This is a genomic window from Sphingomonas hankyongi, from assembly GCF_023516575.1.
Lineage (GTDB): Bacteria > Pseudomonadota > Alphaproteobacteria > Sphingomonadales > Sphingomonadaceae > Sphingomicrobium > Sphingomicrobium hankyongi.
Genome location: NZ_JAMGBE010000001.1, coordinates 417,121 through 430,273 on the forward strand (window position 1 = coordinate 417,121; position 13,153 = coordinate 430,273).

At 62.9% G+C, this 13,153-nt stretch carries 17 protein-coding genes; 3 read left to right on the top strand and 14 right to left on the bottom strand.

From position 1 onward, the window contains the following. Positions 1-2: 2 nt before the first annotated feature. Genes LZ538_RS02205 through LZ538_RS02230 form a run of 6 tightly spaced genes read right to left on the bottom strand, consistent with a single transcriptional unit; the run spans position 3 to position 4,688 of the window. Entirely contained in the window at positions 3-731 is a 729-nt protein-coding gene (locus LZ538_RS02205; RefSeq protein WP_249830361.1) for a sulfotransferase-like domain-containing protein, read from the bottom strand. Beyond that, complete coding sequence (locus tag LZ538_RS02210; RefSeq protein ID WP_249830362.1) at positions 728-1,633, bottom strand: aminotransferase class IV; 906 nt, start codon at positions 1,631-1,633, stop codon at positions 728-730. Before LZ538_RS02210 ends, LZ538_RS02205 begins: the two co-directional genes overlap by 4 nt. Positions 1,634-1,680: 47 nt before the next feature. Beyond that, the gene (locus LZ538_RS02215) at positions 1,681-2,076 is read right to left on the bottom strand and encodes a cupin domain-containing protein (protein ID WP_249830363.1); all 396 of its coding nucleotides are present in this window, start codon (positions 2,074-2,076) and stop codon (positions 1,681-1,683) included. Beyond that, entirely contained in the window at positions 2,073-2,423 is a 351-nt protein-coding gene (locus tag LZ538_RS02220; RefSeq protein WP_249830364.1) for a DUF3140 domain-containing protein, read from the bottom strand. Before LZ538_RS02220 ends, LZ538_RS02215 begins: the two co-directional genes overlap by 4 nt. A 52-nt stretch (positions 2,424-2,475) precedes the next feature. Beyond that, positions 2,476-3,405, bottom strand: a complete 930-nt coding sequence (locus LZ538_RS02225) for a cation diffusion facilitator family transporter (protein ID WP_249830365.1) — start codon at positions 3,403-3,405, stop codon at positions 2,476-2,478. After that, positions 3,402-4,688, bottom strand: a complete 1,287-nt coding sequence (locus LZ538_RS02230; RefSeq protein WP_249830366.1) for a Xaa-Pro dipeptidase — start codon at positions 4,686-4,688, stop codon at positions 3,402-3,404. Before LZ538_RS02230 ends, LZ538_RS02225 begins: the two co-directional genes overlap by 4 nt. 248 nt (positions 4,689-4,936) lie before the next feature. Here LZ538_RS02230 and LZ538_RS02235 point away from each other — a divergent pair, with 248 nt between their 5' ends. Beyond that, on the top strand, positions 4,937-5,824 hold the full coding sequence (locus LZ538_RS02235; RefSeq protein ID WP_249830367.1) for a leishmanolysin: 888 nt from the start codon (positions 4,937-4,939) through the stop codon (positions 5,822-5,824). Between the two features lie 50 nt (positions 5,825-5,874). Here the strand turns inward: LZ538_RS02235 and lpdA are convergent, their stop codons facing one another. From lpdA to LZ538_RS02255, 4 genes are read right to left on the bottom strand one after another with little or no spacing between them, the layout of a single operon-like run. After that, positions 5,875-7,290 carry a dihydrolipoyl dehydrogenase gene (gene lpdA, locus LZ538_RS02240; RefSeq protein WP_249830368.1) on the bottom strand — a complete coding sequence of 472 codons (1,416 nt, stop codon included), beginning with the start codon at positions 7,288-7,290 and terminating at the stop codon, positions 5,875-5,877. Continuing rightward, positions 7,283-7,651, bottom strand: a complete 369-nt coding sequence (locus LZ538_RS02245) for an acyl-CoA thioesterase (protein ID WP_347402730.1) — start codon at positions 7,649-7,651, stop codon at positions 7,283-7,285. Before LZ538_RS02245 ends, lpdA begins: the two co-directional genes overlap by 8 nt. A 28-nt stretch (positions 7,652-7,679) precedes the next feature. Next, positions 7,680-7,892, bottom strand: a complete 213-nt coding sequence (locus tag LZ538_RS02250) for a hypothetical protein (protein ID WP_249830369.1) — start codon at positions 7,890-7,892, stop codon at positions 7,680-7,682. A gap of 1 nt (position 7,893) precedes the next feature. Continuing rightward, complete coding sequence (locus LZ538_RS02255) at positions 7,894-9,225, bottom strand: pyruvate dehydrogenase complex dihydrolipoamide acetyltransferase (protein ID WP_249830370.1); 1,332 nt, start codon at positions 9,223-9,225, stop codon at positions 7,894-7,896. A 124-nt stretch (positions 9,226-9,349) separates the two neighbouring features. On the opposite strand from LZ538_RS02255, the gene LZ538_RS02260 reads away from it, so the two are divergent. Beyond that, a complete protein-coding gene (locus LZ538_RS02260; protein WP_249830371.1) occupies positions 9,350-9,823 on the top strand; it encodes a universal stress protein in 474 nt (157 codons plus the stop codon). Here LZ538_RS02260 and LZ538_RS02265 read toward each other — a convergent pair. The 3 genes from LZ538_RS02265 to LZ538_RS02275 are packed head-to-tail and all read right to left on the bottom strand — an operon-like array spanning position 9,820 to position 11,376. After that, positions 9,820-10,299, bottom strand: a complete 480-nt coding sequence (locus LZ538_RS02265) for a GAF domain-containing protein (protein ID WP_249830372.1) — start codon at positions 10,297-10,299, stop codon at positions 9,820-9,822. The two genes, LZ538_RS02260 and LZ538_RS02265, sit on opposite strands and share 4 nt — an antisense overlap. Further along, positions 10,299-10,709 (bottom strand): alternative ribosome rescue aminoacyl-tRNA hydrolase ArfB, encoded by a 411-nt coding sequence (arfB, locus tag LZ538_RS02270; protein WP_249830373.1) that lies wholly within the window; start codon positions 10,707-10,709, stop codon positions 10,299-10,301. The genes LZ538_RS02265 and arfB overlap by 1 nt, the downstream gene beginning before the upstream one ends. After that, positions 10,699-11,376, bottom strand: a complete 678-nt coding sequence (locus LZ538_RS02275; protein WP_249830374.1) for an RluA family pseudouridine synthase — start codon at positions 11,374-11,376, stop codon at positions 10,699-10,701. Before LZ538_RS02275 ends, arfB begins: the two co-directional genes overlap by 11 nt. A 182-nt stretch (positions 11,377-11,558) precedes the next feature. Between LZ538_RS02275 and ctrA the strand changes: the two genes are divergently transcribed. Beyond that, positions 11,559-12,272 (top strand): response regulator transcription factor CtrA, encoded by a 714-nt coding sequence (ctrA, locus tag LZ538_RS02280; protein ID WP_249830375.1) that lies wholly within the window; start codon positions 11,559-11,561, stop codon positions 12,270-12,272. A 63-nt stretch (positions 12,273-12,335) separates the two neighbouring features. On the opposite strand, the gene LZ538_RS02285 is transcribed toward ctrA, so the two are convergent. Beyond that, positions 12,336-13,148, bottom strand: a complete 813-nt coding sequence (locus LZ538_RS02285) for an arginyltransferase (protein ID WP_249830376.1) — start codon at positions 13,146-13,148, stop codon at positions 12,336-12,338. Positions 13,149-13,153 lie beyond the last annotated feature (5 nt).

A 13,153-nucleotide genomic window follows, 5' to 3' on the forward strand; every position in this document is an offset into this window, starting at 1 on the left:
GATCAGGGCCTGAGGCGATATTCCGCCAGCCGCACGTAAAAGGGTCGGCAGCGATCCGCGAGGCGTTGCGCCTCCTGGGGTAGCTCGACAGGTTCGGTCTCCGGCGGTCCAAAGCCGGTGCTGGCTTCGACCGTCGCATACCAGTGGGGCGCCCAGGGGCCATCCGTGTCGCGCGGGCCGGGCTCCCAGCATAGCATGTGCGCATCCCACTCTATGTCGAGCGCTTCGCAGAGCTTCGACAATGTGGATTGCGGGTCGGCAAGCACGTCTGCGGCATCGATGACCGGCGGCGCGCGACCGAGACGATCTGCCTCTCGCTCGAAGAACTCGGCCTGCCGTTCCATGCCGAAATCCTCAAACTCCGCTACCTCCCGCTTGCGCAGATAAGATGCGATCATTCGCTCCGGCTCGCGGATCAGGAACGCATGGGTGAAGCCTTCAAAATCCTGATATCCAATCGGCCCCGCCATGTGATGCCACATGTGCTTCTGGTACCAGATGGGCGATCCGTCCGGGAGCACTCCTCGCAGCGACGCCATGACGCTTGCCCAGTCGCAGTCCATTTGCGCGATGACCTCCTCGCGCATCGGATGGTCGGCACCGGTCTCTTTCAAGAAGCAGCCGTAGAAAGGCTCGTCCGACACGAACGTATCGGAGCGGTTGCCGAAGCTGCGCATCATCGCGGTGGAGAGGTTCCTGGGGCCGGACCACATCGCGATGCGCGTGGTCACGGACGATTCTGCTCCATTACGTCACGCTCGACACGATCGGCGTAGAGCTGCTGCAGGCGTTCGACCATTGGACCGCGGCATGTGAGGCCACGGCCGTCGATTTCCCGAACGGGCACAATTCCGGCGAAGGTTCCAGTGACGAAAGCTTCGTCCGCGCCGTAGACATCGGTCAAGGAGAAATCCTTCTCGATCGCTGGAATTCCCGCTTCGCGCGCGATCTCCAGCGCCAGCCCGCGCGTGATCCCGCCGAGGCAATATTTGCCGCTCGAGGTCCAAACCTCTCCGCTGCGAACGATGAAGAAGTGCGTCGAGTTGCAGGTCGCCACGAAGCCATGGGGATCCAGCATCAGCGCTTCATCTGCGCCTGCCTGCGTCGCCTGTATCGAGGCCAGAATGCAGTTCAGCTTGGAGTGCGAGTTGATCTTCTGATCCTGCACCGCGGGATCGCCGCGGCGGACATGGACCGTGAACAGCTTGAGCCCATGCTCGTTAACGCCCTCCGGCGGCTGCTTGTATTCCGGCACCACGACGACGGTCGCAGGCGTAACCACGACGCGCGGGTCCTGATAAGGCGTCGACCGCACCCCCCGCGTCACCATCAGACGAACGTGGACCCCCTCGTCCATGCCGTTCGCGTCGAGTGTCTGGTACAATCGCTCGGTCACGGCTTCGCGTGTCAGGCCTACGTCCATGGCGATGGCCTTTGCGCCTTCGAACAAACGGTCCAGGTGGCGGCCCAGGAAGGCTATCCGGCCTTTGTGAACGCGCAGGCCTTCCCAGACTCCGTCGCCGAGCATGAAACCGGAATCGAAGACGGAGACCACCGCCTCCGCCCGGGGCTTCAGCTCGCCATTGACGTTGATCAGGATCGACGCGTTCCGAGGGTCGGACACGTCATGCATCGATTTTCCCATGGCGCAGTCGTGCAGTGCCCGATCGCGGTTGGCAACTATTCGGTAGTCTTGCCGTCCCATTCCTCGTGGGTGGCCATCGCTTCGTCCCTCGTATGCTCGACCAGTTGGTCCACGTGCTCGGGTGGGCCATAAATTGTGTAGAACCTGAGTGGCTCGCTTCCCGTGTTGCGAACGTTGTGCCGCGCACCAGCGGGAACAATGATTCCGCTGCCGTCGCTCACATCATAGGTGTTGTCGTCGATGTCGACCTGACCGTGCCCATCCTCAAAGCGAAAAAACTGATCGCGGTCCTGATGGACTTCGGCGCCGATGTCACAACCGGGGGGTAGGCTCATCAGCACCAGCTGAAGATGCCCGCCGGTATAAAGGACACGCCGGAAGTCGGAATTGGCCGTCGTCTGCCGCTCGATATTGTCATGATAGCCCTTCACCGCTCGTCCTCCTTCGTGGGGTCGTGGCCCCAGTTCATCAGGCTGTACCGCCAGCGCGACGTATATAGGTTATCCGGGCGCTGAGCCGAATGGCGTCGGATGTAGCCGACCACCTTGCGCATATGTGCATAATCGTCGGCGGTAAGCTCAGGCTGCTTCTTTTGCAGGATTCTCGCGATGCGCCGGCCGCTCGCATGACCTATACTTTCCCTTGCGTTGCCGTCAGGGCCCTTCCAGCCCACCTTGCGGCTCTCTTCCGTCTTGAGCCAGCGTTCGATCTCACTGGCGGTCATGTTGACGAGCGAACGGAAGTCCTTGCGGACCTTATCGGGGTCGAAATCCGGCACAAACGTCGAGATGGGCGTTCAGCGCACAACGGCAATATGGCCAAAGGTCCGGCTACTTCTTCCGTTCTTTGGCAGCGCCTTCCATCGGACGAACGAAGACACGGCTAACCTCCGGCCATTGGTCGCGAGCCTCTGTCTCAACGCCCTGGATGATGCGCTCCACATCGCCCGCTCGCATGTCGTTGTCGAAATCGACGTTGATCATGACAGTGATCTGATCGGGAGAGGCGTGAAGAGTCAGCACATGACCGACGCCGACCACCCCCGGCTGACTGCTTACGAGCTCACGCAACCTGCGAACGAGCGCGGGGTCGGCAGCCTCGCCGATCAACAGGCCCTTGGACTCGTACGCAAGGACGGCAGCGGTGATCGCGAGGATGACGCCGATCACAATGGAAGCGGCACCGTCATAGAACGGGTCGCCGGTAAGTTGGGCCATGGCGAGGCCGATCGCCGCAGCGATGATTCCAGCCATTGCAGCGCCGTTTTCCAGCAGGACGATGAAGGCGGGCGGATCTTTCGATTGGCGAATTGCCTTGAACCAGCCGGTCCTGCCCTTCGCTTCCTTGAACTCGCGGTACGCTTCGAGCGTGGACCAGCCTTCCAGCAGAAACGCGATGAGCAACACGCCATAGGCGATGATCGGCGACACCGCTTCTTCCGGATGCGCGATGTGGATGATGCCTTCGTAGATGGACACCCCGGCGCCGAGGGCGAACACGAGGACAGCCACCACGAAGCTCCAGAAATAGAGCTCCCGCCCGTAACCGAACGGATGGTATTTGTCGGGTGGCTTCCTGGACTGCCTCCGACCCCACATCAGCAGCAGCTGGTTGGTTGAATCTACGACGCTGTGAACGCCCTCGGTCAGCATCGCCGAGGAGCCGGTAATTGTTGCCGCGACGAACTTCGAAGCCGCGATTCCGAGATTCGCCGCCAGCGCAACGACGAGGGTTCGCGTGCTGGCCGTAGGCGCGCTCATGGCTGCGGGCTGCGCGCTTTCACTACGGTCCCGCCCTTGATCACCGCATCGACATGCTCGAGCAACGTCACATCGCGCGTCGGGTCCCCGCGCACTGCGACCAGATCGCCATAAGCTCCCGGGGCTATCGTCCCAACGTCGGTTCGGCCGAGAGCCTCCGCCGCGTTACGGGTCGCCGCCTGGATCGCTTCGAGCGGGGTCATCCCGTACTGGACCATCACCCGGAACTGCTGGGGTACCATCGCATGCGGCATCACACCGGCGTCCGAGCCGAAGATCATGCGAACGCCCGCGGCATGCGCCTTGCGGAAATTGTCGCGCTGGATCTGGCCGATCTCCGCGTCCTTTCGGATATTCTCCTCAAGCTCGCCGTTCTTGCGCCCCTCGGCCTGCGTATAATCCGTGTTTTTGATATCCATCGAGAACCAGACAGGCCGGGCGCGGGCCTTCGCAAGCTTGATGCTTTCGTCGTTGAGCAGGCTCGCGTGCTCGATCGTGTCGATGCCCGCGCGGATCGCGGCATTGATCCCGTCCGCGCCATGGGCGTGCGCGGCAACTCGGAGGCCCGCCATATGCGCCTCGTCGGCGATCGCTCGCAGCTCTTCCTCCGTCAGCTGCTGCTGACCCGGAGTATCTCCGCGTGAGAAGACGCCGCCGGTGGCGCAAACCTTGATGACCTCGGCGCCGAACTTGCGCTGACGCCGCACCTGATATTTCAGCTCCTCCGGGCTGTCGCCAATACCTTCCTCTTTCTCCTTCTTCTGCATGCTGGGCGGAAGATAGGTATCGTCGCAATGGCCGCCCGTCGCACCCAAAGCGTGACCGGCAGGAACGATACGCGGTCCCACCACATATCCGGCCTCGATCGCCTGTTTGAGCCCGACGTCGGCCCAATCGCCGGAGCCCACAACGCGCATCGTCGTGAAGCCTCCGTTCAGCATGTCGCGGGCGGTGCTCGTCGCTACGACCGGCCAAAAGCTGTCGGTGTATTCGAGATAGCGGTACCCCCCGATGTTCGCCGGACCAAGATGCGTGTGCATGTCGATCAGGCCTGGCAGCAGCGTCTCACCGGAAAGATCGACATGCTTGACCTCGGCGCCCCAACGAACGGTGCGCGCATCGCCGACCGATGTGATGTGACCGCCATCGTCGATGAAGATGGCCGGGTTCTCCACATAACGACCGCTATTCACGTCCAGGTATCGGTCGGCGGTTACGACAGTGGCGGCGGTCACCGGCCCCGCCATCAACGACGCCACGGCAGCGATAAGACCAAGCTTCATATCTTCCCTCGGCAAGTCAGCGCGAAAATTTGAGCGCCCTGAGCGCCGAGATGCCGAGATAAAGCGTGCATCAGGAACTGCAACCGGCTTCCCTTTGCGAAGGCGCGATTGGTCAAATGTGCGACGATTTGCGCTGTGCCAACGTGGGAATATCACGTTGAAACAAGGGCTTGTTCATCCACCCCTTTCGGTTAAGCTGACGGCGGCAATAGCTGCAGCTCGCACGCAGCTAAACAGGGGAGAGTGCGATGCGTGAAGATCGATTGAACGACGCCGCCTTGGGCGGAGGCCACGGGCGCGGGATGGATATGAGGCCCGACATCCCGTTCTCGACGGACAAGATTGTCGGAATTGACCTCACGCATGTAATTCACAGCGACTTCGCCGCAGCCAGGGGCGGTCCTGGCGGCGGTGGTGGTGGCGGCGGTGGCGGTGGAACCTCCTTCCCGTCCTACATCAGCGGCGCGGCCGACGGCAAAGCGGGTTTTGATATCCAGATCGACTTCATCGGAACGAGCTGGACGCAGCCGCTTCATGACGTGTTTGTCAGCGCCGCCGACCGGCTGACTTCCCTGATTACCGCCGACATTCCCGACGTCAGCGTGCGCAGCAGGGGCAAGATCACCACGGTGGACGACATCACGATCACCGCGGAGCTCGGCCAGATTGACGGGCTGTACGGGGTCCTCGGTCAAGCTGGCCCAACCTCGGTCAGAACGACGGGCTCGCTTCCGGCCACGGCGCAAATGAAGTTCGACATCGTCGATGTGAATGACATGGGCATCACCGTATTCAGCGAGGTTGTGCTCCATGAAATGGCGCATAGCCTCGGTTTCGGCTCGATCTGGGGCCGTCTGGGGCTTGTGACCAACGGCGAGTTCACCGGCACGAGCGCGAACAACGAATATCACGCGATGGGCGGTTCCGGGCTCATTCCGGTCGAACAGGATGGCGGATCGGGCACCGCCGGCTCGCACTGGGATGAGGAAACCTTCGGCAATGAATTGATGACCGGCTACATCAACGACGGCCAGAATTACTTCACCGCGATGAGCGCGGCCTCGTTCCGTGACCTCGGCTACGTCATCACACCGAACTACTCGACCTGGGCCGATACGGGATATCACCTCGTCTAGGACGGTCGGAACTCAGTGCCGGGCCGCGTGGGCGGCCCGGCACTCATCCCTCAGATGTGAATGACCCGGCCGAAGGCTGCGAGCACGCTTTCGTGCATCATTTCGCTAAGTGTCGGATGCGGGAATACGGTCTGGATGAAATCGTCCTCGACCAGTTCCGCCTGCTTGCCGACCGTATAGCCCTGGATCAGCTCGGTGACTTCGGCGCCGATCATGTGGGCGCCCAATAATTCGCCGGTCTTCGCGTCGAAGACGGTCTTCACAAAGCCTTCCGTCTCACCCAGCGCAATCGCCTTGCCGTTGCCGATGAAGGGGAACTTGCCGACCTTCACCTCGTAACCCGCCTCCTTGGCCTTGGCTTCGGTGAGACCGACGCTCGCGACCTGCGGACGGCAGTAGGTGCAGCCGGGGATATTCCTGGGATCGGTCGCGTGCGGGTGCGCGTCCTTGTTTCCAAGATCCTTGGCGATGGCCTCCGCAGCTGTGACGCCTTCGTGGCTCGCCTTGTGCGCAAGCCAGGGTGGCGCAGTGACGTCGCCGATCGCCCAGATGCCGGGGACATTGGTGCGGCAATGCTCGTCGGTGTCGATATGGCCCTTGGTCGTCTTCACGCCCAAAGCCTCGAGGCCGATATCCTCGGTATTGGGGACGATGCCGACCGCAACGATGCAGTGGCTGAAGCGATGATCGGCGGACTTTCCGTCGCTTGCCTTGATCTTCGCGGTTACGCCCTTCGCATCGACCTTGAGGCTCTCGACGCCGGCGCTCGTCAGGACTGTCATTCCTTGCTTCTTCAGCTGTTTTGCAAGGAAGTCGCTGATCTCAGCATCCTCTACCGGCACGACGCGGTCGAGCATCTCAACGACAGTGACCTTCGCGCCGAGCTCGGCATAGAAGCTTGCGAACTCGATCCCGATGGCGCCCGATCCGATGACCAGAAGCTCCGTCGGCATTTCGGGCGGGGTCATTGCATGCCGATAGGTCCAGATCCGCTTGCCGTCCGCCTTGGCGAACGGCAGGTCGCGCGCTCGAGCGCCCGTCGCCACAATGATGTGCTTCGCGGCGAGGTCGGTCGCCTTCCCATCGGCGGCGGTGACTTTGAGCCTGCCTTTGCCCGTCACCTTGCCCTCGCCCATGTGCACGGCGATCTTGTTCTTCTTCATCAGGCCGGTGACGCCCTTGTTGAGCTGCGAGGCGACGGCACGACTGCGCGCAACGACCTTGGCCAGGTCGAAGCCCGCCCTTTCGACCGACAGGCCGTAGGCGGCGGCGTTCTGCATCTGGTGGAGGACCTCGGCGGAGCGCAGGAGCGCCTTGGTCGGGATGCAGCCCCAATTGAGGCATATTCCCCCCAGCTTCTCTCGTTCGACGATCGCCGTTTTGAGGCCGAGCTGCGCCGCCCTGATCGCGGCGACGTACCCGCCGGGTCCCGAGCCAAGGACGATCACGTCGTAAGTTTCAGCCATTTGCCTGTTCCTCTGCCGCGATTTCGCGCGGCCTGTTGCTGTCGTCGAGTGCGACGAAGGTGAATTCACCTTCCGCGACGATCGTTTCCTTTTCTCCGTCGCGCTCACGCGCGACCGCTTCCGCCTTGAGGCGAAGCGAAGTCCGCCCTTGCTTGAGAAGATCGACGTAGACGCTGAGCTCGTCCCCGACCGCCATCGCGCCTGGGAACTTCACCGCGTCAGCGGCGACGAGGATCGCTTTGCCGTTCGTGCGCCGCGACGCGAACGAGCCGCAGGCGAGGCCCATTTGCCCCATCAGCCAGCCGCCGAACACGCCGCCATAAGGATTGGTGTCCGCAGGCATTGCAGTGACCCGGATCAAGGGAGCGCGGCCAGCCAATCCCGCGGCCTCAGCGGGTATGCCAGTTGAACACGAGCCGCAGGAAGATTGCCGAGCCAAGAAACACGGGGATCGAGAATAAAAGGCCAGGAGATCCTGCGTGAGGATGGATGGTTCCCCAGCCGGTCCAGTTGTTCATCCAGACGCCGGACCGCAGGTCGAGGCCCGTGGGCAGCACGAAACCCAGGATCGCGCCCAGGACAAGTGCGGTCATCCATTTCATGTCAGGCCAGCATTCCCAGCGGGTTTTCGACCAGCCGCTTGAAGGCCTGCATCAGCTTAGCGCCGTCGGCCCCATCGATCGCGCGGTGGTCGAAGCTGCCGGTTGCCGACATGACGGTCGCAATCTGGAGCGAGTCGTTGATGACATATGGCCGTTTCTCGCCGGCTCCGATGGCCATGATCATGCCCTGCGGCGGATTGATGACAGCCTCGAACTGCTTGATGCCGTACATGCCCATGTTGGAAAGGCTGGCAGTGCCACCCTGATATTGCTGGGGCTGCAGCTTGCCGTCGCGCGCAAGGACGGCCAGCTCCTTCATCTCCGTGGAGATGGCGGAGACGCTCTTGGTGTCGGCGCCCACGATGATCGGCGTAATCAGCCCCGCGGGGATCGAGACCGCGACCGAGATGTCGGCGCGGTTATATTTGAGCATGTGGTCGCCGGCGAAGGCGACGTTGCATTCCGGGACTTCCGCCAGAGCCTGCGCCAACGCCTTGATCAGCAAATCGTTGACCGAAAGCTTCACGCCGCGACTTTCGAGGCCGGCGTTGAGCTCCGTGCGGAGCTTGAGCAGCGCGTCGAGCTGGATGTCGACGGTGAGGTAGATGTGCGGAACCTGCTGCTTCGCCTCGGTCAGGCGGCGCGCGATGGTCTTGCGAATGTTCGAAAGCTTGACCTCTTCGTGCGGGATTCCCTGCTCGATCGGGCCCGGCATGACGAGATGCGTTCCGAGAGCGGGAGCGACCGCTTGGGAAGGCGCGGCGGTCGGCGCAGTCGCCGGAGCCTTGCCTGCCGCCGCATCGATATCGGCCCGAACCACGCGGCCGCCCGGACCGCTGCCCTGGACCTTCGAGAGGTCGATGTTTTGAGCCTGCGCCAGACGGCGCGCGAGCGGCGACGCTTTAACCCGGTCGCCTTCCGCGCGGGCCGGAGTTGCCGCGGGCTGGGGCGGCGCAGCCGGAGTTTCGACCGGCGCCTGCGGCGGAGGCGCGCTCTTTGGAATCGCGTCCGCCTTGGGCTCGGCAGCCGGCTTGGGCGGAGCAGGCGCGGCGGTGTCGGCTTTGGGCGGCGTCGCCGCGGATGCATCCTCCCCCTCGCCTGCAAGTATGGCGATCGGCGCTCCTACCTTCACCCCTTCGCTGCCTTCGGGAACCAGGATCCTCGCGACTGTCCCCTCGTCCACCGCCTCGAATTCCATCGTCGCCTTGTCGGTTTCGATTTCCGCCAGGATGTCGCCCGAAGCGACCTTGTCGCCCTCCTTGACGAGCCATTTGGCGAGAGTTCCCTCCTCCATGGTCGGGGAGAGTGCGGGCATCTTGAGTTCGATCGGCATGCTGATCTGTCCTTGGCAGGCTCGCGCGGGTCAAAGCCAATGCGGCAGGCGGGGTCAAGGGGCAGCTGGAAAACATCGCACCGGCTTGCGCTTAAGCCCGGTTTAACGCAGCACTCGAAATTGCATGGGGGGACAGGAACTCAAGCGCACCTATCTGGTGGTCGTCGACGACAGCGCGGAAGCTGCCGTCGCGCTACGCTTCGCTGCCCGCCGTGCCGCCAAGACGAACGGGCGGATCGAAGTGCTGGGAATCGTCGAGCCCCAGGATTTCGTGCAATTTGGCGGGGTCCAGGCTGCGATCGAGGAAGAACAAAGGTTGCGCATCGAAGGCGTAGTCAGCGCGTCGGTCGGCGAAATCCTCAATGAAGCCGGGATCGAAGCTACGATCATCGTTCAGCACGGTGAGCCCGCAAAAGCCGTGCGCGACTATGTTGGCGAACGTGAAGAGGTTGCGGCGCTGGTGCTCGGTGCGGCTCCAAGCGGCAATCCAGGCCCGCTCGTGTCCAACTTCTGCGGGACCGACGCCGGCAAGCTGCCCTGCCCGGTCATGCTGATACCGGGCGGCCTGACGGACGAGCGCCTCGAGCAGCTCAGCTAGAGCGCTTTCGAGAGTATCTCGGCCAGCTTCACCACACCGGCCTCGTCTTCTTCCGAGAAGCGCGCAGCCTTCGGGCTATCGATATCGAGCACACCCAGCAGCTCGCCGTCGCGGATCAGCGGCACCACGATCTCGCTGTTCGATGCGCTGTCGCAGGCGATGTGGCCCGGAAAGGCGTGAACATCCTCGACGCGCTGCAGCTTGCGAGTTTCCGCGGCCACGCCGCAAACGCCTGTCCCGAAGGGAATGCGGATACAGGCAGGTCGGCCCTGAAACGGGCCCAACACCAGCTCGCCCCCGACATTGCGGTAGAAGCCGACCCAGTTGATGTCCGGCAGCGATTCCCAGATCAGCCCGGCGGCATTGGCCATATTGGCGACCGCATCGCTTTCGTCGCCGATCAGCGCCTCGAGAGCGGCCGCCAGGTCACGGTAAAGGGTAGCAGTGTCGGCTGCCGCAATCTTGAAGTCGTACATCAGTCCAGTTGCACCTTTCCGCGCGCCTGCTTCACTACGCTGCGCTGCCGTTTCCTCTCGACTCGCTCCGCCTTCGCCGCCCGGCTTGGGCGGGTAGGCCTGCGCTTCGCTTGTACGATATGGGCTTCGGCGATCAATTCCGCCAGTCGTCGCCGGGCGTCGGCGCGGTTGGCATCCTGGGTCCGGAACTTCCGGGCGGTGATCAACAGCTCGCCGGAATTCGTCATTCGGCTGCCGGCGATTGCTTTCAGCCGAGCATAGGCGTCGGGGTGCAGGCCGAGCCTGAACACGTCCACTCGGAGCTGGACGGCGGTCGCGACCTTGTTGACGTTCTGGCCGCCTGGCCCCGTCGCGGCGAGGAAGCTCTCGCTGAGCGCGTCCTCCGGAATGATGACATCTTCAGGCCGCATCGCGCCACTCGCCGAAATGCTCCGGGAGGGGCGCTGAAACGTCGATCAGCTCGCGCCGCTCGCGCGGCACCACCAGCCGAGATGCATGGAGGAGCATATGTCCGCCCGGAACGCCATAGACGCGATCGCCAACGATCCCGGTGCCGAACGCCTCGCGCGCATGCGCGCGTATCTGGTGTGTGCGCCCGGTGATGGGCGCGAACTCGATCAGGCTGCGGCCATCGCGCACCGCGACCCGCCGCCAATTCGTCACCGCTGACTTTCCTTCGGGATCAGCGACCATCCGCCACCCGGCCTCAGCGCTGGATTTCTTCGCCAGCGGCACATCGATGGTGCCCGTCTCCTCCTGCACTGAGGCTGCAACGACGGCGAGATAATATTTACGGACCTGGCGCGCCTCGAAAGCCTGCTGAAGCGCGGCCCGGACGCGTGCGTTGCGCGCAAGCAGCAGGCACCCCGAAGTATCCTGGTCCAGCCGATGCATCGGCGTCGGCGAGGAACGGAAACCGCAGCGCAACTCGGCCAGCCGCGCAACGACGCTGTCCCCGCCGCGCCTGGGCTCATCGACAGGGAGACCGGCAGGCTTGTCGATGACCATCGCTTCGCCATCGATAAAAATGATGCGGTCGGAGAGGTCCATCCGCTCCGGATGCACCAGCGCAACCATGACCGCAAATCCAGGCGTTCTCTCTGCGCTGTGGATGGATTTGTGACTCCTTTGCAACGAAACCAAGGAATCCAGCGTGTTACACAATATTAACCTTTTCCCTGCAGACCACGAATGGTTAATGCAGGCTTCAAGGCCGTTAAGAGTGAGTAACGCTCAGGCCGTGAACGGGGGGACCAGCCATGCGCGTGCTGCTGATTGAAGACGAGCCGACGACGGCAAAGAGCATCGAGCTGATGCTTGGGACCGAAGGCTTCAACGTCTACACGACCGATCTTGGCGAAGAGGGCCTCGATCTCGGGAAGCTGTACGATTACGACATCATCCTGTTGGACCTGAACCTGCCGGACATGCACGGCTATGACGTGCTGAAGAAGCTGCGCACGGCCAAGGTTTCGACTCCGGTGCTGATCCTGTCGGGCATCGGCGAGATGGACTCCAAGGTTCGCGCTCTCGGTTTCGGCGCCGACGATTATGTGACCAAGCCCTTCCATCGCGACGAGCTGGTTGCGCGCATTCATGCGATCGTCCGCCGCTCTAAGGGCCATTCGCAATCGGTCATTCGCACCGGCAAGCTCGCGGTGAATCTCGACGCCAAGACGGTCGAGGTCGACGGCGCCCGCGTGCATCTGACCGGCAAGGAATATGCAATGCTGGAGCTGCTTTCGCTCCGCAAGGGCACGACCCTCACGAAGGAAATGTTCCTGAACCACCTCTACGGCGGCATGGACGAGCCCGAGCTCAAGATCATCGACGTGTTCATTTGCAAGCTGCGCAAGAAATTGAGCCTGGCCTGCGGTGGCGCCAATTACATCGAGACCGTCTGGGGTCGCGGGTATGTGCTGCGCGATCCGGAGGAGGCGAGCGAGCCGGAGCCTCAAGCGGCGGTCGCCTGACAATATTCAAAGGGGCGATGGGGAGAGAAGGCGGGGCCGCGAGGCTCCGCCTTTTTCTTTTCGTCAGGCGTCGATCAGCAGGCGCTTGCGATCGCGGCGGGTCGGAAGCGTGATCTCTTCCGGTCCGAGAGCTTCGAGGACGTCTTCATCCATCCGCCGCCAACCGTCGCGGCCGAGCCGCTCCAGCGGCTTGAAAGCCGTCTTGTACGCCATGCGCGAAGAGCCTTCGACCCAATAGCCAAGATAGACATAGGGCAGTCCAGCCCGAGCCGCGCGGATGATGTGGTCGAGGATGATGAAGGTGCCCAGCCCCTTACGAGCATCCGGACCGACATCGAAAAAGCTGTAGATCATCGACAGGCCGTCGCTCTGCTGGTCGGTAAGGCAGGCGCCGATGAGACGGCCCTGCCGGCCATCAACCGACGGCTCGCGGTACTCGATCACGAACGTGCGGACCGGCGTCTGCTCGACCATGTCGGCGAAATCGCTCTCGTCCATCTCAGCCATGCCCCCGCCCGGATGACGTGCCGCCAGGTAGCGGCGCAGAAGGCTGTATTGCTCGTCCGTCGTCCACGGCTTGCAAGCGGCGACTTCAAGATCGGCGTGGCGCCGCATGAGCTTCCGTTGCGTCGAATTGGCTTCGAACTCGGCCGCGAGCACGCGGACCGAGACGCAGGCCGAACAATCGATGCAGCTCGGCCGGTAGGCGACCGACTGGCTGCGTCGAAACCCGATCCGTCCCAAGGCTTCGTTGAGTTCGCTGGCGTGGCGGCCGCTGAGTTCCGTGAATACCTTCCGCTCGACCTTGCCCGGAAGGTACGGGCACGGGTTCGGGCTCGTTACGAAAAACTTGGGAAAGCGGAATGGTGCGCTCACCCGCG